Genomic DNA, 24893 nt, shown 5'->3' with positions numbered 1-24893 from the left:
TATGGCTGTCAGTGGGTCATGGTTGCAGATTGAAATCCTGATTGAGGGGCATTGCTCTTATCAGGACCGTGAACTTTCTGATTATCGCCCTGTTGCAACTTATAAAAGGCACCCAGAGTGTAGGAGTAAGGAATACTTTTTGCGTGGGAAAACGACCATTTCGGTACATTTTCCCTGAAGTATTTCTCCCAGCCATTCTCAAACAGTTTCATAGTGCGATCCCGGCGTTCACGGAACTGCAGATAATGTTCGTGTCGAGTCCAGCCATACATCGTGTTGTTTGCTTTAACACGGCTTGAGTAGTCTTCATCGTTTTCACTGAAGCGTTGAGGTGTGGCAACAGTTGTACGTTTCACATATTCATCTTGCGTTTCACCCACACCAATCCAGCGATTAATCTTGTCAAGACTGCGACCCAGAGGCCCACCCAACCACTGAGTAAGCAGTTTGTTGTCGTTCATGAAAAAGTCGAAAGTGAGGCTGGATGCCAGAGCGAATCCGAAGGTTTGAGCGTAGGTAAACCCTGATATAAGACCATGAGCGTATGCTCCGACAGTGGCTACCGGACCCAGCACCAGACCGGCTGTGGCCGAGGCCAGAGTTTTCACTTTTTGTGGTGTTACCCTGTGCAGCAGCGGTACCTGAACCCCCTGCCCGGAACCCATGGATTTCACTATTTCGGGCACCAGGCGGGAAATGCTGCGATACATCTGAGGATTGGCGTGGTACTGTCTGGCAAACAACATGGAGCCGGTTCTGAGTAGAATGACTGCAGAAGCGGCCTTGCCCAATGGCATGGTCAGCCCGCCCACTTCAGAGATTTGTTCAATGCCAGTGTGGTAGGTATATTGCCCGGTTCTGTCAGGATCATCACCGCAGTTTTCCAGCCAGTGCCGGAAAGGTGTGAGTATTCTGTGCAGGTAATCACCCCGGTTGGTCAGATCCAGAAGATAGAGAAACGCCATGTTTGACAGGGACAGATCGGCAGCCTGCCAGGCGCTGTGGGTCGCCAGCAGGGGTTTGTAACTGGAGTAGTACCAGGTGACAGCCTGTACCAGGAAGGCTGAAGGTTTGACCCAGTGATCATTGAGCTGCTGCTCAACCGCTGCGATATGAGCCTGCATTAATGTGTTATGGATAGCCTTGATCAGGTCTGATTCAGACAGGCCGACAGCATTGGCATAAGGCGTCAGGGTATCCTGGAGATGGGTCAGGAAGGCTGCCGTCCTGTGGCCATTGTCAAAGGCAATATCGTCAAGAACATAGTTGGCGATGACAGCGGCAGCGTACTCTTTCATGCCGTCAACAGATTCTTTCATACCTGCCGGGCCAGACGCAGTGACGGTCACGGGCGTAAAGGCACTTTGCATGAATTCCTCAACACCCTTCTCGGACAGCATCCGGACATCGGCTTTGAAGTCAGGCACATTGACCCCGTGTTTGTAGCCAAGAAAGTGTTCAAAGTCAGCCACTGTCTGATGACCATCGACGTCTCTGACGGCCTTCATGTAGTTCTCAAGTTCAACCTTGCTGATCAATCCTTCACGCAGCAGAGTTATGATCTTGTTACCACTGGCAGAATGGCTGGCGAAGTATTCCGAGAAGCTTTTCAGGTCCTCTGTCTCATACTCGACGAAGTGAATGGCTGTTTTGCCCATGCTGTGAATGGCTTCGTCGTATTGTTGAGCCCCGGTTTGCAGCTCACCCCTGACCCAGTTCACCAGCAGCTGAACTTCTGCCAGGGCAATCATAGGCATTAATTTTATTCGCCCGGGAGACAGGTGCGCGCAGTTCGTCATCAGGCTCTTGAAGACTTTCACTATCCGACTGGCCCGGGCAAACGTCAGGCCGTCTCCGACCATTGCCCTCAGGCGAATCGGTGCAAATTCATTGTCAAAATCGAAATCCACAAGCGAGGGGCTTGCCTTACCGTTTTCCAGGGCTAATTCTGTCAGACCTATTGCAGCTTCCAGAGCTTGTTTATTGACAGAGTGATGTTTCATGTAGTTTTGCATATCGCTCAGAAGTTTTACCTGCTTCGGCGTGTACTGGAAGGGGCCGCCGTCATTTTCGACGGCTTTCTCTGCAGTCTTCAGGACTTCCTTCATTCTTTCAATGTCGACTTTCCTGTTTGCTATCTCAGCTGTCAGTTGGACCCTTTCCCGATTCAGTTGCTGGATCTTGCCGCCAGTTCCATCATGTCCGCCCAGTTGTACCTGTCTGTTTCTCAGGGCATTAATTCGGTCTTCACAGGTCTGAGTAGAGTCAGGTGTAAGCCCCTCAGCTTCTTCAGTGGCATCAAGATCCGCTGCCACTTGTTTGTTACTAATAGCATTCAGTCTTTGATTAGCAGTCTCGAGCTCACTTTCAGCTTTTTGTATTGCCTGTCTGGCCTGAGCCACCTCACGATCAAGAACGTATCGGGGCCTGGGCCCCAGACGAGTGATTTGCCGGTCAAGCTCATTCTCTATGGCTGCAATACGCTCATTAACGTCAGGCTGACCGACATTGAAAACTTCTTTATCCAGCTTTTGGAGTTTTTTTCCAATCAGACGGTTCTGGTCGTCGATAGTGGCGTCTTCTTTATAATCCCGGATGTTGAGTTGATGAGCTATTTCATTGTTCCAGACTCTTCTGGCAGCTTCATCATCATAGAGTGCCGCTAATTCTTCGATTAATTCCTGAATTTTGGTTCTCAGGGTAGCTTTCTGATCAGACAGGTCGTCATCCTGATCAAAGGCAATATCAAGCTCTTTGGCCAGTTTGACAGTGAAAGCCTTGCCTCTCTCTTTAGCCGCATCGTTGTCATCAGGGTAGATGCTCAGCTCGTTCTCTATGGCTCCAAGCAGGGCTGTCTGTTGTTTTTTGACTTGCATATCCAGGTACGGATCGCCGATTTTATAGTTGAGAATCGCACGAATCTTGGTGGATTTGAGACTGCTCTCGTCCAGAGCTGCGCTGTCTTCTTTACAGAAGGTTTGATGTATCTGATCCAGGGCATTTTCATAGATATCATCGCCGTCAGGTGTTGTATAAACCCGGGCAAGTCCTGCTGCTTTGTCATTCTCTTTATTGAATTTGATGTTGAGTGTTTCTTCTGAGGCTTCCAGCCGGTCGGTCTGTTGTTCAGTGGCTTGCTTATTCGGGTCAGGGGCTTCGAGTTTATAGACCCACCCCCAGGCCCACGAGATGTCACTTATCTCATTCTCTATCTTATCCAGTATCTCATCTGAGAGAAGATCACTGTTAAGTATTATAAAAACTCTGTTGAGTCTTGTTGCTTTGTCATCCTCTTCGCTGACTTTGAGGTTGAGTTCTTTTTCTACGACTTCCAGTATGTTCCGGGCCATTTTCTCAGCCAGCCGTCTGGTATTTCTGATGTATTCCTGTATGCCTTTAGAAATGTCCTGGCGACGGAGATACACATCGTCGTCTTGATCAGGGTCACCCCGGTGAAGGACTTTTTCTAAGGCACTCAGCTTCTCAAGTACTTCAGGCCAGGCTTTGGGGTGGCCCGGTGTTCTGATGTCTTCCAGTGCTTCTTCCAGTGCCTTGAGCCTGAAGTGTTTGGTATATAACATTGCTTCCAGGGCAGTGTCATCGGGTGTGCCTGGTGGGCTGTATTCGCTCAGCTCAGTGCCAAGGACCGTAGTGAGAGCGCTGGTTTTGACCCTGGTGTAAGAATCCTCAGCAAACTCTTGATCGTGCATTGTCTGAACTTCCTGAAGCAGGCGTTGCTTTTGAGCATTCAATGTATTGATTTCTTCAAGCAGGCTTTCTTGCTGAGCATCAACATCTGCATTGCTATCAAAATTCTGAATGTTTAAATGTGCGGCAATGGTTGCATAGTGGGCTTTGATTTTTGCCTGCAGCTCTGCCTGCGTGTTGTCCAACTCAAGGTCCTTACGGACCATGTTAGCAATGACTTTTTTAACTAAGTTTGTGTCTTCGACAAGGGCAAAGCCCCTCATCAGCAGTTCGTTGAGAATGTCTGTACCTCTTTGAACATTGATAAAAAAATGCCGACTGTTCAGGAGGTCTCTGAGTAGGGGTTTAAAGCTGAAGATTTTTTCGAGTTGAACCAGCATCCAGCCCGGCGTGATGACCGATGTCGTGACTACGATCTGTCCTGCTGTCAATTCGAATTCATCGGTTGCATCCTGACTAACAATGGTTAATACCTGCTGTATAGATTCATAGTATGCAAGTATCGCAAGTTTATCCTGGTCCACTTCAGCATCCTGTTGTACAGCTAAATTGTCAGCAAACTCCTCCAGCAGCGCCATCTGCGTACTTCGAATGACGTACTGGTAGCTTTTGACCTTGTCTTTTTTAACCCGTGCAATCTTGTCATTGTCATTAGCGTCAGATTGTTCAAAGAGGTTATAGAGACATTCCACAAAAGCGACATCGGCCGGATTTTGCTTCTGACCACGGAAAACAATCCTGTCCGCCGTAGCTTCAGTCACCTCCAGTTTCAGATAACCCTCAGGCACAGAGTATACCTGTGTGTTGTCCTCAGCGTGGACAACATAGCCGACGGGCTGCTGGTATGACAGCAAATCCTCCAGAATATCCTGCTGTAAATGTTCCCCAAGAATATGAACCTGGATATAGGCAGAGGTGGCTGCAGCTAAAAGAACCTCATCATTGACAAAGATCGACTGCCCCAGGCGCTGCAGTTCCGGAGGTTGATCGCCTGCAGCGATAAGACGCATGAAGGTGCGCCCGTTCACTTCAAATTCGTCCACATCAATGGTGACCAGGTCAACATAGTGATCAGCCTCGCCAAGGTTGCCTGCTCTTTCGTACGCACCCTTGAGCACTCCGGCCAGGTGTGAGGGGCTGGCGATTTTTGTTAACGGTTCCAATGATGGGAGGTCATCTGATTGAGCACGAACAGCCGTAATTGAATCCTGATGAGTCATTCCCTCCCTTACCTCAATGACCAGTTTCTCTTCTGCAAGGTTATGGGTGAACCTGAAGACCCCTTCATCACCGACCTTCAGGACTTTGGTGTATTTCTGAGCAGCGTTGTTGTTGTCTGTTGTAAACAGGTCAACGCTGGAAACGCCACCGCTGATACCTGAGAGAACATCTGTGAAGCCTTCGGAAGGAACCTTATAGCCCCTTCTGATCTGAGTCTGATCAGGGTAGGTGGTTGTAAAGGATTTGGGTAATGGCTGCTGGTCATGACCTAAAGTTGGCTTAACGATGACCTCGCTCTGGACGAACTCCACCTGTTCATTGCCCGGAATATCGATAGATTTTATCTGCAGCCTGCGATCGGCCAGTGCGTCCGTGACAGAGATGGAAGAGCTGATTGCAGCGGCCACTGTCAGGCTCAAGGCATTGGGGCGGACTCTTGTCATTCTACTACCTCAGAGCAGAGTACTTTATTACCCTGAAAAAGTGATGGCTACGCCGGACAGGGAAGCAGCTTTTAATGACCCATAGCCTTCAGTGGCTCATGGTTACAGATAGAGATTTTGATTGGGGGGCATTGCTCTTATCATGACCCTGAATTTTTGGATCATCGCCCTGTCGCAACTCATAGAAGGCTCCCAGAGTGTAGGAGTAAGGAATACTTTCTGCATGGGAAAACGACCATTTAGGTACATTTTCTCTGAAGTATTTCTCCCAGCCATTCTCGAATAGTTTCATGGTGCGATCCCGGCGTTCACGGAACTGCAGATAGTTTTCGTGTCGAGTCCAGCCATACAAGGCGTTGTTTGCTTTAACTCGTTTTGCGTAGGCTTCATCGTTTTCATTGAAGCGCTGAGGTGAGGCAATAGCCGACCTTTTTATATATTCATCGTCCGTTTCACCCACGCTCAGCCAGCGATTAATCCTGTCAAGACTTCGACCCAGAGGGCCACCCAGCCATTGAGTGAGCATTTTGTTGTCGTTCATAAAAAAGTCGAAAGTGAGACTCGACGCCAGAGCGAATCCGAAGGTCTGGCCATAAGTGAATCCGGATATAAGGCCATAGGCGTATGCTCCGACCGTGGCTACCGGGCCCAGCACCAGTCCCGCTGTGGCAGAGGCCAGAGTTTTCACTTTTTGTGGTGTCACCCTGGGCAGCAGTGGCACCTGAATCCCTGGTTCGGTAATCATGGATTTGATTATTTCGAATGTTTGGGCATGGGTAAACCTGGATAAAAGGCCGTGGGCTTGCATTCCCAAGGTGGCTGCCGGGCCGAGCACCAGGCCGGCTGTTGAGGTCAGAGTTTTCACTGCTTGTGGTGTCACCCTGTGCAGCTGCGGCAACTGAATCCTTTGTCCGGAACTCATGGATTTGACCATTTCTGGCAACAGACGGGAAATGCTGCGATACATTTGCGGGTTAGCGTTGTACTGTCTGGCAAAGAGCATGGAGCCGGTTCTCAGCAGAATGACTGAAGAAGCGGCCTTACCCAATGGCATGGCCAGCCCGCCCACTTCAGAAACTTTTTCAATTCCGCTGTGGTAGGCATATTGCACGGTTCGGTCAGAATCAACACCGACGCGTTCCAGCCAGTGCTGGAAAGGTATGAGCATCCGGTGCAGATAATCACCCCGGTTGGTCAGATCCAGAAGATAGAGGAATGACATGTTCAAGAGAGACTGCTCGGCAGCCTGCACTGTGGTATGGGTCACCAGCAGAGGTTTGAAGCTGGAGTAGTACCAGGTGACGGCCTGTACCAGAAAGGCTGAAGGTTTGCCCCAGTACTTGTTGAGCTGATACTCAACCGCTGCGGCATGAGCCTCCTTCAATGTGCCATGGATAGCCTTGATCAATTCGGTTTCAGAGAGTCCGGCAGCATTGGCATAAGGAGTCAGGGTATCCTGAACATTGGTCAGAAAGGCTGCCGTTCTGCGGCCATTGTCAAAGGCAATATCGTCAAGAACATAGTTGGCGATGACAGCAGCGGCATACTCTTTCATGCCGTCAACAGACTCTTTAATGCCCGTCGGGCCAGTCCTGGTCACGGTCACAGGGGTCAAGACGCTTTGCATGAATTCCTCTGCACCCTTGTCGGACAGCATATGGACAATGCTGTTGAACCGAGGCAAATTGACACGGTGTCTGTAGTAAAGGAAGAATTCAAACTCAGCCACTCTCTGAAAACCTCTGGCGGCCCCCATATCGGCACTTCTGACGGCCTTTACGTAGTTTTCAAGTTCAACCTTGCTGATCAGACCTTCACGCAGCAGAGTTATGATCTTGTTACAATTGGCGGAATGGGCAGCCATGTATTGCGAAAAGTCTTTCAGGTCACCTGGTATGTGCTCGACGTAGTGAATGGCTCTTTGGCCCATGCCATGCACTTCGTCGTCGTACTCTTGGGCCCCTTTTCCCAACTGATTCCTGACCACGTAAACAAGTGCGTGGATTTGTTCTACGATATTCAGAGGCCGGTCTTCTTCAGACCAGAAAGGGGGTTCCGGGAAGCTCGTCTTCAGGCTCTTGAAGACTTCCAGAATCCGACTGGCCTGATTAAAAGACAGATTGTCGCCAATCAGCATCTGCAAATGAATGGGTGCCATTTCATCGTCAAAATCGAAAGTCGTAATCCAGAAGATTTCATTACCGCTCTTCACTGCCAGTTCTGCCAAACCCAGCGCGGCTTCCAGAGCTTGTTGTTTGAGAGCGTTATGCTGCGTGAAGTCGTCTATGAAGGCCCGTACTCTTGCCTGTTCCGGCGTGTACTGGAAGGGACCGCCGTCATTTTCGACGGCTGTCTCTGCCGTCTTCAGGGCTTTCTTCATTGACTCAATGTCAGCTTTCCTGGTTTCAATCTGAGCTTCCAGATGGTCTCTTTCCTGAACCAGTTGCCCAATCTTGCCGCCAGTACCATCATTCCCGCCCAGTTTTAGCTGCCTGTTTCTCAGGGCATCAACCCGGTCTTGACAGGTGTCAGAGGAGTCTGGTGTCAGACCCATGGCTTCTTCAGCGGCTTCAAGAAGCGCCTCATGCTCCGGGTCTTGTTTTACATTGGCTACATCTTTACTTTTCCTGTCATGCTCACGCAGGAATTCTGTGACCTGATTATAATTTTTCCTTGCCAGAGGCAGTTCACCCTGTGTTCCCTCGGTGATATCGCTTTCGTCCAGACCCTTAATCGCCTGATTGAGGACCCTGTTGTCATCCTCCGAGGTAGGCTGGAGGTCAGCACGGTTCCCCGCAAATGCCACAGGTTTGCCACGAAGCATATTCAGTTGCTTATAAAGACCCGTCAGCCCAATTTCAGCTTCTTTCAGCTCTTCCCTGGCAGTGGCTAGCTCACGATCAAGAACGAATCGGGGTTTGGGACCCAGGCGAGCCATTTGCCTGTCAAGTTCATTCTCAATGTCTGCAATGCGCTCAATAATGTCGGGCTGATCGGCATTGAAAACGTCTTCATCAAGCTGTTGGAGTGTTGTTTCAATCAGACTGTTCTGGTCGTCGATAGTGGCATCTTCTTTATAATCCTCAATGTTGAGTTGATGAGCCACTTCATTGTTTCTGGCTCTTCTGACAGCTTCATCGTCGCAGGCTTCATGTAGCTCATCCATTAATGCCTGAATTTTGCCTCTCAGAGCATCCTTCCGGGCAGGCAGGTTGTCATCCTCTGCAAATGCTACCTTCAGATCACTGGCCAGTTTAGTAGTGAAAGCCTTGCCTCTTTCTTTGGCAGCAAGGTTTTCATGAGGATTGATACTCAGCTTGAACTCTATAGCATCAAGCATACTTGCCTGTTGATCTCTGGCTTGCTTATCCAGGCACGAATCTTTGGTTTTATAGGTAAGAATCGCACTAAACTTCTTGAGTTTCAGGTCCCTCTCGCTCAGATCTATGCTGTCTTCTTGCCAGAGAGTATCTGCTATTTCTTGCAGAATATCTTTGTAGATATAGTCGTCGTCAATGACTGTTCGAACCCAGGCAAGTCTTGCTGCCAGGTCTTTCTCTTCTTCCCATGGGATGCGGAGTATTGTTTCTACTTCTTTCAGCAGATCGAGCTGTTGTTTTCCGGTCGGGTTATCCGGGTCGGAGTCTTCGAATTTATGATGAAGGTAAGCATGAAGCTTGATGCGTATGAGATCATCCCAATCCAGAGCCCTGCTTTCATAGGCCCAGAGGGTGCCATCTAACTCACCCAGTATCTCAGTCAGTGTGTTATCTGAAAGATCAGCGTTGTTAAGTATTTTAAGAATCCGGGTGAGTCTTGTTGTTTTGTTATCCTCTTCATTGAGGTTGATACTGAGTTCTGCTTCTACGTCTTCCAGTATCCTATATGCTACAAACTCTGCATACTCTCTGGCGTCTCTGATGAATGCCCGCATGTGATCAGAAATGTACCAGCGTTGTTGGTACAGGTCTTCGTTCCGATTATTTTGACTTTGCCGCAGAACTTTTAGTACGGCATTCAGAGTCTTAATTACTTCAGGCCTGATTTTGGGGTGGCCGGGTGTTTTGATGTCAGCCAGTTCTTCTTCCAGCTCTGCAAGCCTGAAGAGCCTGGTGTATACCATTTTTTCCAGGACATCGTCTTCTGGTATGCTGCCGTCACCTGGCTCAATACCAAGAACTGCTGCCAGAGCACCTTTTTTGGCCCTGGCGTGAGCATTCTCTGTATTAAGTTCAACATCCACCGTCTGAGGCTTCTGAAAAAGACTTTCCTGTTCACGAATCAGTTGTTTTTTTTGATCATCCAATGCCTTAATTTTCTGAAGCAAATGTTTTTCCTGATTATTGATATCATCATTGCTATCAAAATCCTGAATGTTTAAATATGAGGCAATGGTTGCATAGCGGGCTTTGATCGCAGCTGCGGTTGCGCGATCTGATGATCTGCTTATCCCGGTGAGTTCGGCCTCTTTATGCTGTAGCTTTTCCCGCAGGCTTTCTATCTCAAGCAGCTTCCCGGTAAGGTCAGCAACGACTTTGGAAGTAAAGCTTTTGTCTTTGCTAAAAGTATCGCTAAACGTTTTGGTGACAATGGGTATAACCTGGTGAAGATTCTGAACAAAATGCCGGTTAGTCAGGAGATTTCTAAGTACGGGTTTGAAGCCGAAGTATTCTGCGAGTTGAAGATGGATCCAGGTTGGCGTGATAAACGACGAAGCGAATCTGAGGTGGGGTATTGTCAATTCAAATTCATCTGCTCCGTCCAAAGTAGCAGAGGTCAAAGCCTGCTGAAGATATTCATAGTATGCAAGCATCGACAGCTTACCATCGTATTCAAACGTCGTTTGTCCGGCATTGTCAGGTCCGTAATTGTGCTGTGCAGCCAGCTCCTCAAGGAGAGCCATCTGCTTGCTCCGAATGATGTACCGGTAGCTTTCGATCCTGTCTTTTTTAACCTGCGCTGTTGCTTCAGGAGGGGGGGCATTGTTATTAAATTCTCTCTTCCAGATGTCAGAGAGAGCTTTCACAAAAGTGACATCGGCCGGGTTCTGCTTCTGACCACGGAAAACAATAGTGTCTCCCGTGGCCTCAGTCACTTCCAGTATTGGATAATTCTCAGGCACAGGATAAGCCTGTGTGTCTTCCTCGACGTGTACAACATAGCCGACGGGTTTGTTGTGTGCTAATAGTTCATTAAGAGCCTGCTGTTGTAAGTTCTCTCCCAGGATATGAACCTGGATATAGGCAGAAGCGGCTGCTGTCAGGAGAACATCGTCGTTGACAAAGAGTGATTGACCCATACTTTGCAGTTCAGGGGGGCGGTCGCCCGAAGCGATAAGACGCATGAAGGTACGCCCATTTACTTCAACTTTTTCTACTTCGATGGTGGCAAGGGCAACATAGTGATCACTGGTGCCGAGGCTTCCTTCTCTGTCGTCGACACCTTCCAGTAAAAGAGCCAGCTGTATGGGGCTGGCGATTTTCGTTAACGGTTCTAATGATCGCAGGCCGCCCAATTGATCACGAACAGCCTTGACTGAACCCTGATCGGTCATTCCGGCTCTGACTTCAATGACCAGCTTCCTTCCTTCAAGGTTATGGGTGAACCTGAAGACTCCTTCATCACCTACCTCCAGGACTTTGGTGTATTTCTGAGCAACATTATTCTCGTCTGTTTCAAACTGATCAACACTGTAGACGCCACTACCAATGCCAGAAAGAACTGTTGTTAAGCTTAAGCAGGGATGGACATAGTCTTCACTTTCCTGAGGCTGATAAGGATAGATGGTGGTAAAAGATTTGGGTATTGGCTGTTCGTCATGACCTATAGTTGGCAGAACAATAACCTCACTCTGGGTAAACTCCACATGACCATTACCCGTAACATCGACAGATTTTGTCAGCAGCCTGCGATCGGCCAGTACCTGTGGACCAACGAGAGACGAGCTGATTGCAACGGCCACTGCAAGGCTTAACGCATTGTGATGAGCATTTGTCATTCTGCTACCTCAGAGGTGAGTACTTTTTATTAGCGCGAAAAATGATTGCCACACCAGGCGAGGGAGCAAGTTACAAACGCTCATTGCTCTCAGTCGCTAATGGATGTCAATTGCCTTGTGTCAATTGCCTTGATTTGCTTCAGGCTCTTTGAGGTCTTTGTGGGCTGAGAAGAAAAGGTTGCATCCGGTGCCAACTTCTGATTATCGCCCCGTTGCCATTCGTACAAGGCTCCAAGAGTGTAGAAGTAAGGAAAACTTTCTGCATGGGAGAATGACCATTTAGGCACATATTCCCTGAAGTATTTCTCCCAGCTGTTCTCGAACATCTTCATGGTGCGATCACGGCGTTCACGGAATTGCAGATAATTTTCGTGTCGCGTCCAGCCCAACATATTGTTGCTTGCTTTAACACGGGTTGCATACTCTTCATCGGATTCACTGAAGCCCTGAGGTGAAACGACAGCGGTCCTTTTCACATATTCATCGTCTGTTTCACCCACGCCTTGCCAGCGATTAATTTTGTCAAGACTACGTCCCAGGGGGCCAGCCAGCCATTGGGTGAGCATCTTGTTGTCGTTCATAAAAAAGTCGTAAGTGAGACTGGTTACCAGAGCGAAACCGAATGTCTGGGCATAGGTAAATCCAGATATAAGGCCGTGGGCGTATGATCCGACAGTGGCTACCGGACCCAACACCAGACCGGCGGTGGCAGAGGCCAGAGTTTTCACTTTTTGTGGTGTTACCCGGTGCAACAGTGGTACCTGTATCCCTCCGGAATCCATGGATTTCAGCATTTCAGGCACCAGGCGGTTAATGCTGCGATAGCTATGAGGATTGGCGTTGTACTGTCTGGCAAACAGCATGGAGCTGGTTCTCAGCAGAATGACTGAGGAAGCGGCCTTGCCCAATGGCATGGCCAGTCCGCCTACTTCAGAGATTTGTTCAATTCCATTGTGGTAGGCAGATTGGCCGGTCCGGTCAGGATCAATACCGTAGCCTTCTATCCAGTTTTGAAAAGGTGTCAGCATCCGGTGCAGGTAATCTCCCCTGTTGGTCAGATCCAGAAGATAAAGGTACGACATGTTTGAGAGTGACAGCCCGACAGCCTGCCAGGCAGTATTGGCAACCAGTAAGGGTTTATAGCTGGAGTAGTACCATGTGACAACCTGCGCCAGGGAGGCTGAAGGTTTGATCCAGTAATCCTTTAGCTGCTGCTCAACCGCAGCGGCATGAGCCTGCATCAATGTGTCATGGACAACCTTGATCAGGTCTGATTCAGACAGGTCGGCAGCATTGGCATAAGGTGTCAGGGTATCCTGAACATAGGTCAGGAATGCTGCCGTCTTTCGGCCATTTTCAAAAGCAATATCGTCAAGAACATAGTTGGCGATAACAGCTGCAGTGTAATCTGTTACGCCGGCAACTGACTCTTTTATACCTGTCGGGCCCGTTGCAGCCACAACCACAGGAGTAAAGACACTTTGTATAAGTTCTTCAGCATCCTTGTCGGGCAGCATCCGGATAGTCTTCCGGAATTCTCTTGCTTCAACGCCGTGTTTATAACCAAGGAAATGTTCAAATTCAGCCACTGTCTGATAACCATCAACACCTCTGGCGGCTTTGATATAATTCTCTAATTCAATCTTGCTGATCAGTCCTTCACGCAGCAGACTTATCATCTTTTTGCCACTGGCGGTGTCGGTTGAGAAGTACTCCGAGATGCTTTTCTGGTCCTCTGCTGAATGCTCAACGAAGTGAGTAACCGTTGAGCCTAAGGCGTGAATTACGTCGTCGTATTGTTGGGACCCTTTTCCCATCTCATTGGTGACCTTCTGCGTCAGAGTCTGAATTTCTTTCAGGGTATTCAGAAGTTGAAGTTGATTTGCGAACAAAGAATCGTGAGGGTATTCCAACAAGGTTGTCTTCAGACTCTTGAAGACTTCCGCAATACGACGAGCCTGATTCAGATCGTATCCGAACATTGCGTACAAGCGAATCGGTGCAAATTCATCGTACAACATGAAACCCGACAGGCAGGGGATTGGCTTACCTCTTGCTAATGCTGATTGTTCCAGACTCAATGCGGCTTCCAGCGCTTGTTTTTTGAGAGGGTGCTGCCGACTGAATTTGTGGAGAGCTTCCAGAGCTTCTGCCTGACCTGGCGTGTACTGGAAGGGACTGTACCGGAAGGGACAGCCATCATTTTCGGCGGCTTTCTCGTCGGCCTTCAGCGCTTCCTCCATTCCCTCAATATCTGCTTTTCCGGATTCAATCTCACCTGCCTGACGGGCTATTTCGTACTCATATAAGGTTTTACTCTTCTCATCAATGTCACCGTTCATTACCTGATAGAGAGCCGTGTCGTCTTCATTGTCAGGAAGGGTATTGAGTTTGTGATGAACATCTGCCAGCTCACTTTCAGTTTCTTTTACTACTCGTCTGGCTGTGGCTAAGCCATGATCAGGAACGTATTGGGTTTTACCCAGGCAAGCCATTTGCCTGTCAAGTTCATTTTCAATGGCTGCGATACGGTCATAAATTTTAGGCCGACCCACTATGTCAACTTCTTCATCCAGCTCCTGAAGTGTTTTTTCAATAAGACTGATCTGATCCTCCAAAGGGGCATCGTTCTTATAGCCCTCAATGTTAAGTTGCCGAGCCATTTCATTGTTTGCATCTCTGGTGAGCTCTTCAGTGTCATAATGGTCGTTTACTTTTTCCCTTAATGCTTGAATTTTGTTACTCAGAGCATACTTCTGGTCATTCAGACTGGCGCCTTTTTCAAATTCTACTTCCAGATCCAATGCCAGTTCAGCGGCAAAACCCTTGCCTCTTTCTTTCGCAGAAGGGTTTTCACTGGTGTCGATGTTCAGCTCGTCTTCTACAGCTTCAAGCATCTTTCTCTGTTGCTTTGTGACCTGCCAATCGACATCCGGGGTTTCGACATGAAAGGTAATAAATTTTTGAAGTATCTGAATTTTTTTTGCGATTTGGTATCCAAGTGAGCTTTCAATTTTCCAGATAACAGCGTCTATCTCATTCAGCATGGATTCTGAGACATCACCGCTTTTTAGCTTTCTGCGAACCCTCTCAAGCCTCGTTGTTTTGTGATCATCCTGGTTGACTTCGAGTTTGAATATTTCTTCTACTGTTTCCAGTATTTCAAGAGCCTCCTTCTCTGCATTCTTCCCGGCTTCTGCAATGTATGTGTGAATTTCTTCAGAAATGGCGTTACGGCGGTAATAGACATCGTCCTCGCGATCCAGGTGATCCAACTCCAGGGCTTTTTCTATGGCCGCAAGTTTTTCTTTGAAAGCTTCTTCTTCGGGCTGTCCTGTTGCGACAATACCAGGCACCGCTGTCATTCGAGTGTTGTAATCCTGTCTGGCGGCGGCTATGACTTCACGAACTTCTTTTCTCACAACTTGAGCTCGTTCAATCTCAATCTCAAGGCGCAGTATCGAGTTTTCCCGTTTTTTCAGCTCTAATTCGGTCCGAGCGTCCTGCATCCTGATGTGTTCACGAACAGCCCGGCAACGAAATTTCAGGGTCTTTTCACTATCCGGGACCAGACCGAGCTGACGTTCAATGCCACTCAGACTATCCTGGATTTCCTGATCGGTTCGTTCTTCTTTTCTCTCAACTTGAGCTCGTTCAATCTCCTTCTGAAGGCTCCGTATCGATTTTTTCCGTTTTGCCAGCTCTATTTCGGTCTGAGCGTCCTGCATCCTGATGTGTTCACGAACAGCCCGGCAACGAAATTCCAGGGTCTTTTCACTATCCGGGACCAGACCGAGCCGACGTTCAATGTCGCTCAGACTATTCTGGAATTCCCGGTCGGTTCGTTCTTCTTTTTGTTGCAGGTGTTGTTGAATGGACTGAAGGATAACCGGATCGTCTTCATTAACGGAAATAATATCTCGCTTGCCTGTAATGGCCGTCGGTTTTACGTTTGCAGCTTCTTTATCAGGCTGCTCTGTTGCTGCTACCCATTGCTTGAGTTCAACAATTTTATTTCTGATGAGTCTGGCTTGTTCTTCGACTGGCTGGGCATCATCCCAGTTGTCAATACCAAGCTCTGCTGCCATTTGAGCATTGCGAACCTTTATGGAACCTGTTCTGGCATCATGGACTTGTTGTGCCAGCGCTGGAACTTGTTCTGCTTCCTGCTGAAGTTTCCGTAACCAGTCTTTCTGTAACCAGCTTTTCTGTGCTTCCCGCTGAAGTTTCGCAGTGGTGCTCTGTTGTTTACTTTCAACGATAGCCAGTCTTTTCCGGACTTGTTCATCGGTGACTTCTCTGTTTTGTCGCAGCAGCTGTTGAATGTACTGAAGGTAACCCAGACTGAATTCTTTGACCGAATCAACACCTCGCTCACGTTCAGTGACCGCCGGTTTTGCTTTTACAGTTTTGTCATCAGACTGACCTGTTGCGGTAAATATTGCGACAACCAATCGATTGATTTTACCAATTTCTTTTGCAATGATCCTGAGTTGTTCTTCGTTTGGCTTGGTATCATCCCAGTTATCGATACCAAGTTCTTTTGCCATTTGAGCACTGCGAGCTATTCTGGCTCTTATTCTGGCGCCATGAGTTTTTATTGACTGCTCTGGATTACATTCGACTTCCTGTTCAAGCTTCTGCATCAATTCTTTCTCTTGTGCCCGCTCCTGACGAAGTTGTATAAGCTCCTTGTTAATTTGTTGTTTGAGTTGATCTGCTCTGAGTCTCCCTCTTTCACTGATAGTGTCTTTCTGCGTTTCGAGATTTATCTCTTTTCTAAGATGCCTGAGACTGAGTTCTTTTATTAGCAAGAATACCTGCTTATCATCCATCTCATTCATCTGTCTGGATATGTCGCTTATGGGTTTGGAAGTAAGCTTTTCTATGACCTCAAGAGTATCGTCCTGCAGCTGATTAAGATAACTGTCATCCACTATCTCTTCCTGAATAGTCTGAATAAAGAGTGGGTTAGTCAGAAGATTTCTAAGTGCAGGTTTGAAGCTGAAGCGTTTTTCGAGCCGATTAAGCACCCAGGTCGATGTGAGGACCGGGAAAGCGTCTTCGATCTGTTCTACTGTGAGTTCAAATTCATCTGCTCCATCTGAAGTTGCACTGGTCAATGCCTGCTCAAGATATTCATAGTGTATCAGTGTCCACAGATCCTCTTCGTATTGAAGCGTCGCTTGGCTATCTTCTTCAGTATGTAGCTCTACAGCCAAATTCTCCAGCAGTGCCATCTGCCTGCTTCGGATGGTGTGCTGGTAGCCTTTGACCTTATCTTTTTTGATTTGTGTTTTTGCTGCAGAGGGGGGATTACGGGCCTCTTCCGCCCACATGTTATAGAGCCCCTCCACAAAAGCGACATCGGCCGGGTTTTGCTTCTGACCACGAAAAACAATAACTTCTCCCGGAGTCTCAGTCACTTCCAGTCTTGGGTAGCCTACAGGCACAGGATAAGCTTGTGCATCATCCTCGACGTGGACAACATAGCCAACGGGTTGATGACAGTGCAATAGATCGTTCAGGGCTTCCTGTTGTAAATCTTCCTCCATTACATGAACCTGGGTATAGGCAGAGGTAGCTGCTGCGAAAAGCACTTCATCATTGACAAAGAGCGATTGACCCAGGCGCACTAAATCAGGAGGCTGATCGTTGGCAGCGATAAGACGCATGAAAGTACGCCCTTTCACATTCACTTCATCTACTTCAATAGTGGCAAGGGCAACATAGTTATCCATTTCGCCAAGTTGTCCCGCTCTTTCGTGTGCACCTTTCAGCACTCTGGTCAGTTGTTCGGGGCTGGCAACTTTCGTTAAGGGTTCTAATGACTGGAGGTCGCCTACTTGATTTCGAACTGCTGCAATTGAATCCTGATCGGTCATTCCGTTTCTGACTTCAATGACCAGTGCCTTTTCTGCCAGGTTATGGGTGAACCTGAATATCCCCTCATTACCTATCTTGAGAACTTTGGTGTATTTCTGAGCAACGTCCTTCTCGTCTGTTTCAAACAGATCAACACTGGAAGCGCCGCCAATGCCAGACAGAGTGTCTGTGAAGCCTTCAGAAGGCAGTTCGTAGTCTGCTCTGACCTGAGTCTGATCAGGGTAGGTGGTTGTGCAGGATTTGGGTATTGGCTGCTGGTCATTGTCCAAAGTTTGCTTAACTATGACTTCGCTCCGGGTATACTCTGTATGTCCTTTGTTCAGAATATCAGCGGATTTTGTCTGCAGTTTGCGCTCGGCCATTGCGTCTGTGGCCATGATGGAAGAGCTGATTGCAACGGCCACTGCAAAGCTTAATGCATTGGGGCGAGTATTTGCCATTCTACTACCTCAGAGCTGAGTACTTTTATCGCCGTGAAAGGTGACGCACACCCGGAGCGGGGAAACCTTTTCTAATCGCTTATGGTCAGTCGCTCATCGCTGTTTCGATAAGCCGTTGAGAGAATCTAGTTCACAGTGGCAAATCTGGTAAGCTGCTTGGTAGAATTGATTGGTTTTTTCAGGGAAGGAATACCTCCATACTTTCTGACAGGGTTTACTCGATAGTTTGATCCGAAACAATCCAGTCTGTATTTCTTTGTGCTGATTTCTTTTGGTTGGCTATGAAGGTGTCATTTCCTGACCTTGAGACCAGCTGATGCTGTTTTCACGGCTGTGGAAGGGGGCTCAGGCGCTGCAGCCCCTGACTCGAAAAGGGCACCCAGGGTATAAGAGTAAGGAATACTATCTGCGTGGGAAAATGACCATTTAGGCACATTTTCCCTGAAGTATTTCTCCCAGCTATTCTCGAACAGCTTCATGGTGCGATCCCGGCGTTCACGAAACTGCAGGTAATTTTCGTGTCGGGTCCAGCCATACATCGTGTCGTCTGCTTTAATACGGTTCGCATAGGCTTCATCGGTTTCGGTCAAGCGTTGAGGCAAAGCAACAGCAGTACGTTTCACATATTCACCGTCCGTTTCACCCATGCCTATCCAGCGATTAATTTTGTCCAGGCTGCGGCCCAGAGGTCCACCCAGCCATTGAGTGAGCATCTTGTTGTCATTCATAAAGAAGTCGAAAGTGAGACTCGACGCCAGAGCGAATCCGAAAGTTTGAGCGTAAGTAAACCCGGATAAAAGGCCATGGGCGTATGATCCGGCTGTGGCTACCGGACCCAATACGAGACCGGCTGTGGCTGAGGCCAGCGTTTTTACTTTTTGTGGCGTCACCCTGTGCAGCAACGGAACCTGAACCCCCTGGCGGGAACCCATGGATTTCACTATTTCGGGCATCAGACGGGAAAGGCTGCGATAGCTCTGTGGGTTGGCATTGTACTGTCTGGCAAACAGCGCAGAGCCGGTTCTTAACAGAATGACCGATGAGGCGGCTTTGCCCAGTGGCATGGCCAGTCCGCCCACTTCAGAGATTTGTTCAATGCCGCTGTGGTAGGCATATTGGCCGGTTCGGTCAAGATCAACAGCGTAGCGTTCCAACCAGTGCTGGAAAGGTGTGAGCATTCTATGCAGGTAATCACCTCTGTTGGTCAGATCCAGAAGATAGAGGAATGACATGTTTGCAAGGGACAGTTTGGCAGCCTGCCAGTGGGTATGAGCGACCAGAAGAGGTTTGTAACTGGAGTAGTACCAGGTGACAGCTTGTACCAGAAAGGCGGAAGGTTTCAGCCAGTAATCCTGTAGCTGCTGCTCAACCATAGCGGCATGAGCCTGCATCAATGTGTCATGGATAGCCCTGATCAGTTCTGATTCGGATAGTCCGGCAACATTGGCATAAGGTGTCAGGGTTTCGTTAATATTGGCCAGAAACGCTGCCGTCCTGCGGCCATTGTCAAAGGCAATATCGTCAAGAACATAGTTGGCGACGACCGCAGCTGAGTACTCTTTCATGCCGGCAACCGACTCTTTCATACCTGCCGGGCCAGTTGCGGTGACGGTCACAGGAGTAAAAGCACTCTTTATGAATTCCTCGGCACCCTTGTCGGACAGCATCCGGACAAGGGCTTTGAGGTCAGGATTGACACCGTTTTTGTAGCCAAGGAAGTGTTCAAATTCAGCCACTGTCTGATAACCATTGACACCTCTGACGGCCTTCATGTAGTTCTCAAGTTCAACCTGGCTGATCAAACCTTCACGCAGCAGAGCCATGATCTTGTTACCACTGGCAGAGTGGGCAGCGAAGTAATCCGAGAAGCTTTTCAGGTCCCCTGGTTGATGCTCGACGAAGTGAATGGCTGTTTTGCCCATGGTGTGAATTTCGTTGTCGTATTGTTGTGCACCGGTTTTCATCCCATCTCTGGCTATGAGCACCAGAAAATGGAGTTCTTCCACGACAGTCATAGGGTCATATTCTTCAGGCCGGAGGGGCGGGAAGTTCGCTTTAAGGTTTTTGAAGATTTCTACAATCCGACTGGCCTGAGCAGACGTCAGTTCGTCTCCAACCATTGCCTGCAGGCGAATCGGTGCAAATTCATCGTCAAAATCGAAATGGGGAAGGCAGGGTATTTCCTTACCGTTTTCTACTGCTGATTGTGCCAGACCCAGTGCCGCTTCAAGAGCTTGTTTCTTGAGAGAGTGCTGCTGCACGAAGTCTTCGATTGCGGCCCGAACCTCCGCCTGTATCGGCGTGTACTGGAAGGGACCATCGTCCATTTCGACGGCTTTCCGGGCAGTCTGCAGGGCTTCCTTCCTTCTCTCAAGGTTTGCTTGTCTGGTTTCAACCTCAGCTTCCAGACGAGCCTGTTCCTGAAGCAGTTGCCGGATCTTGCCGCCAGTCCCATCTTCCCCGCCCAGTAGTAGCTTATGGTTTCTCAGGGCGTTAACCCGTTGTTTATCGGTATCAGCAGGTTCTGGTTTGAGACCCAGGGCATCTTCAGTGGCGTCAAGAATCGATTGGTGATGAATGCCGAGAGCGTCTGCTGCTTCCGATAAAGCTGCTTTTTTATCCATAAGCTCTGAATTCAGCCGAGCTATTTCGTGCTCATGTAAGGTTTTAGTCTTTTCATCGATCTCTCCAGATTCAAGAATCTCCTCTTCTCTGACATACAGATTAATTTGTGCAATGTCCTCTTGGACCACTGCATTGCTCAGTTCCAAACTTTTTCTGTCGTGCTCACGCAGAAATCTTGTGACCAGATTGTACTTTTTCCTGGTTAAAGGCAGTTCACCCTCGACTTTATCGGTTTCGTAACGACCACGAGTGATTGCATAGATTGCAATGCGAGTAAAGTAATCCGATGCTTCCAGTAAATTGAGGTCACTAAACGTCGCGATCCGGAAAGCTTTCGTGGCAGCTCCCATTTCATCAAGAGCTTCTTCCATAGAATCAATGTTCGCGGTGCTGAGAGTTTTTGTGGCAGCTCTCAGTTTCTCAAGGGCTTCATCCTCTGTTACTGCAGAGTTCCGGCGCAGGAAATGTCTGATGTCGTCTAATCGCTCTTCAGGGGTTTGCTCATCATCTGTGGTAAGACCAAACCTGATCTGAATTTTTTTTATTGCCTGATTGAAAACCTTTTCGTGTTCTTCCATGGCAACAGGGGTATTGTCAGTTGTGCGCAAAAATAACGGTTGTTTGTGACGGATAGCATCCAGGTTGTGATTAGTCATCTCCAGCTCACCTTCAGCGTCTTTTACCGCCTGCCTGGCTATGGCTAGCTCACGATCAAGAACGTATCGGGGTTTGGGTCCCAGCCGAGCCATTTGCCTGTCAAGCGCATTCTCAATGGCTGCAATACGCTCAGCAACGTCAGGCTGAGGCACTTTGAAAACTTCTTCATCCAGCTGTTCGAGTTTTGCTTTAATCAGACGGCTTTGGACGTCTAAAGTGGCGTCGTCTTTATAATCTTCAACGTTGAGTTGATGAGCAATTTTATTGTTCCACGCTCTCCTGTGATCTTCATCTTCATAAATTTCGCCTGCTTCTTTAACCCGTAATTCCTGAATTATGTCTCCTAGAGTATGCTGCCGGTCAGAAAGGCTGACATCGTCTTCAAACCTAACCTGCAGATCACTGGCCAGTTTAGCTATGAAAGCTTTGCGCTTTTCCATGGCTGCAGGGTTTTTATGAGGGTCAATATTCATCTCGTGTTCTACAGCTAAAAGATATTCTGCCTGTTTTTCCCTGGCTCGCTGATCCGATTCTTCGACTATCAGGGCAAGACGGGCACGGATTCTGTCGCGTCTGATATCACTCCCCTCTGGGGTCTCCAGAGATGCACTTTCATCTTTCCAGAGGAACTTATCCATCTCATTGAGCAGGTATTCCGAGATATCCTCGCCATCACGCTGTATAGTAACCCTGTCAAGTCTTGTGAGGACCCTGTCAAGTCTTGCTGCTTTGTCGTCCTCTTCATTGATTTCGAGTTTCAGTAATCCTTCCAGGGTTTTCAGTATTTTCAGGGCCTCTTCCTCTGAACGTTGTCTGGCTTGTGTGATGTATTTCTGCATGTGCGTGGAAATGTGCTGGCGACGGAGATACTCATCGTGCTCTCCAGGACAGGTAGCCATCTTCAGAGCTTTTTCCACGTTGGTCAGTTTCACAAATACTACAGGCCCGGTCATGGGGTGGCCCGGTGTTCTGATGTCTTCCAGTTCCTGTTCCAGCTTTGAAAGCTCGAACAGTTTGTCATATACCGTTGATTCCAGTCTGGCGCGGTTATCAGGACCGGGGTTTTCGCTCAGGTCAATACCAAGAACCAATGCCAGAGCTTCTTTTCTGGCCCTGGTGTAAGAATCTTCCATATCGATCTGACGACTCATTGCCTTGAGTTGTTGACGAAGACTTTCTTGATGCGTACTTATTTCCCTGAGCTTTTGAATTAGGCGTCCTTGTTGAACGCCAATGTCTTCATGACTGTCAAAATCCCGGATGTTTAAATAGGTGGCAATGGTTGCATAGATGGATCTGATTTCAGCTTCTTGTTTAGCATCCATTCTGATGTCTTGTTTTTGAAACTGTTTCAGAGCAATCTGAGCTTCATGACTCTTAAGGTGTTGTTGAACGGCCTTGCAACGGGCTTCCAGGTCGTTTTTATTATGTACGACCAGGCCAAATTCTTCTTCATAGTGGGTCAGTTGGTTCAGTCTTATCTGATTAGCCCGTTCCAGCTCTTGATACAGGTACTGTTGAATAGACTGAAAGCGGAAATCCAGATCGTTTTCATTGTATGGAGTGATATCGAGCTTTTTTTCAATGGCCGCCAGCTTTTCTTTTATAGCTTCTACCGGAGGCTGTTCTGTTCCGGCATCCAGGCTGTTGATTTCAAGAAGTTTGTCTCTGATGAGTCTGACCTGTTCTTCCATTGGTCTGGTGTTATCCCAGTTATCAATGCCAAGGTATTCTGCCAGTTGAGCGTTGTGATCCCTTCTGGCTGCATCTACGGATTCAAGAACCTCTTTTTTAAGCATTGGCATTTGAGCGATGTTATACCTAACTCTTCGCACATAGTTTTTGTGTTTTTGCAGCTCCACTTCCCGCTCTTTATTCTGCTGAAGACGATGTTCGCCGATCAGAGTCTCCAGTTTCTTGAGCTGTTGAGGGACTTCCTGGTTATCTTTTTCATCGGAAGCCAGAACGAACTGACGTTCAGTAGTCGCTAGCTTTGCCTGTGCAGTCGCAACCCTGAGCCGTCCTGTTTCGACAACCGCTTTGTTCATTTCATGAATTTTCTGTCGGATGAGTCTGACCTGTTCTTCTGGTGGCCGGGTATCATCCCAGTGATCAATACCCAGATCCTTTGCCAGTTCAGTGTTGTAAGCTTTTCTGGCTTCTTCTCTGGCGTCACGAAATTGTTGTTTTAGCGCCGGAATTCGATCGACTTCCTGTTGCAGTTTCCGTGACTGGTCTTGCAGTCTGAACAGCTCTTTAAGAGCCTTTGAAAGTTCATCCTCAGCCTCTTGTTTGAGTTGAAGTGCTCTGAGTTTTTTTTCCTTTTCGCTGGTGATAGCTTTATTCGATGTGATCTGTAAATGGTTTATAACCCGGATGAGTTCGAATTCTTTTCTCTGCAGCTTGTCCAGTTTGCTATACACCTCAATGAGCTGTGTGATGATGTCGCTCTTGACCTTGGAAGCAAACTGTTCGTTGTCCCCAAGAGCAGCGCCCTGCGCCCCGTTGATACTGCTTAAAATGATTGTCGTTTTCTGAATCTTCTGAATAAACAGCTCGTTAGTCAGAAGATTTCTGATTATGGGTTTGAAGCTGAAGTGTTTTATGAGTTGCTCATGCACCCAGGTTGGTGTGGCGACCGACAAAGCACTCCGGATGTGTCCTATCACGAATTCGAATTCCTCTGCCTGATCCGGAGTGGAGCTGGTCAATGCCTGCTGCAGAGATTCATAATACGCAAGCATAACCATTTTATCCTGGTCAGGTTCAGCATCCTGCTGTTCGGCTAACTCCTGCAATAGTGCCATTTGCCTGCTTTGAATGATGTACTGGTAGCTTTTTAGCTTATCTTTTTTTACCGGTATGGTTAATTCAAGGTTGGGGTAATCGGCGTCACCGCCTGCATAGAGACTATAAAGGCCTTCCACAAAAGCGCTGTCGGCTGGATTCTGTATCTGACCATGAAAAACAATCGTCTCCCCCGGAGCCTGTGTCACTTCCATTCTCGGATAACCATCAGGTACAGGACGGGCTTGTGTATCATCCTCAACGTAGACAACATATCCGATGGGCTTCTGATGTGATAAGAGTTTATTCAGCGCCTCCTGTTTTAAACTCTCTCCCTGGATATGGACCTGAGCATAGGCAGAGGTGGCTGCTGCAAAAAGAGCCTCATCATTGATAAAGAGCGATTGACCCAGACTTTGCAGTTCAGGAGGCTGATCGCTCGCTGCGATAAGACGCATGAAGGTGCGCCCGTTCACTTCAACTTTGTCTACTTTAATGGTGGCAAGGGCAACGTAGTCATCAACTTCGCCGAGGTTGCCTGCTCTTTTATTCGCACCGTTCAGTATTGCAGCCAGTTGTTCGGGACAGGCAACTTTCGTCAACTGTTGTAATGATTGTGATTCAGTGCCTTCAGGCCGGGCGCGAACAGCCCTGATAGAATCCTGATCGGTCATTCCTTTTCTGACTTCAATGACCATTTGCTTTTCTGCAAGGTTATGGGTGAACCTGAAGACTCCCTCATCACCTGCCTTCAGTACTTTTGTGTACCTCTGAGCAACATTACTCTCGTCGGTTTCAAATACATCAACACTGGAAGCGCCACCATCAACATCAGAAAGAATTTCTGTAAAGCCTGCTGAATGAACGCGGTAGCTTGCCCTGTCATGAGCCTCATCAGGGTAGATGGTTGTGAAGGATTTGGGTATTGGCTGCTGGTCATCACCTAAAGTTGGCTGAACGATGACTTCACTATGGGTAAACTCCGCATGTCCACTGTCATGAATATCGAAAGATTTTATCTGCAGCCTGCGGTCGGCCAGTGCCTGTGTACTGATGATGGAAGAACCGATCGCAACGGTCACTGCAAGGCTTAATGCATTGTGGCGGACATTTGTCATTCTACTACCT

Annotated in this window: 4 protein-coding genes; all 4 read right to left on the bottom strand. The window is 48.1% G+C overall.

Going from position 1 to position 24893, the window contains the following annotated elements; translation table 11 throughout:
- Window positions 1–8: 8 nt before the first annotated feature.
- On the bottom strand, window positions 9–5372 hold the full coding sequence (locus ACOJUN_RS25375; RefSeq protein ID WP_422134613.1) for a hypothetical protein: 5364 nt from the start codon (window positions 5370–5372) through the stop codon (window positions 9–11).
- Between the two features lie 88 nt (window positions 5373–5460).
- On the bottom strand, window positions 5461–11370 hold the full coding sequence (locus ACOJUN_RS25370) for a hypothetical protein (protein WP_422134612.1): 5910 nt from the start codon (window positions 11368–11370) through the stop codon (window positions 5461–5463).
- Between the two features lie 89 nt (window positions 11371–11459).
- Window positions 11460–17696, bottom strand: a complete 6237-nt coding sequence (locus ACOJUN_RS25365; protein ID WP_422134611.1) for a hypothetical protein — start codon at window positions 17694–17696, stop codon at window positions 11460–11462.
- Between the two features lie 290 nt (window positions 17697–17986).
- Window positions 17987–24883: a hypothetical protein gene (locus tag ACOJUN_RS25360; protein WP_422134610.1), complete on the bottom strand. Its 6897-nt coding sequence runs from the start codon at window positions 24881–24883 to the stop codon at window positions 17987–17989.
- Between the last annotated feature and the right edge of the window lie 10 nt (window positions 24884–24893).

This window comes from Endozoicomonas sp. ALD040, from assembly GCF_049275945.1.
Classification (GTDB): Bacteria; Pseudomonadota; Gammaproteobacteria; order Pseudomonadales; family Endozoicomonadaceae; genus Endozoicomonas_A.
The sequence above is the reverse complement of the archived record's forward strand: the minus strand, read 5'-3'. Positions and strand labels throughout refer to the sequence as shown.

Coding starts and splice junctions, on each gene's coding strand:
- ACOJUN_RS25365 (WP_422134611.1), bottom strand. CDS start 17,696: ATGGCAAATACTCGCCCCAATGCATTAAGCTTTGCAGTGGCCGTTGCA.
- ACOJUN_RS25370 (WP_422134612.1), bottom strand. CDS start 11,370: ATGACAAATGCTCATCACAATGCGTTAAGCCTTGCAGTGGCCGTTGCA.
- ACOJUN_RS25360 (WP_422134610.1), bottom strand. CDS start 24,883: ATGACAAATGTCCGCCACAATGCATTAAGCCTTGCAGTGACCGTTGCG.
- ACOJUN_RS25375 (WP_422134613.1), bottom strand. CDS start 5,372: ATGACAAGAGTCCGCCCCAATGCCTTGAGCCTGACAGTGGCCGCTGCA.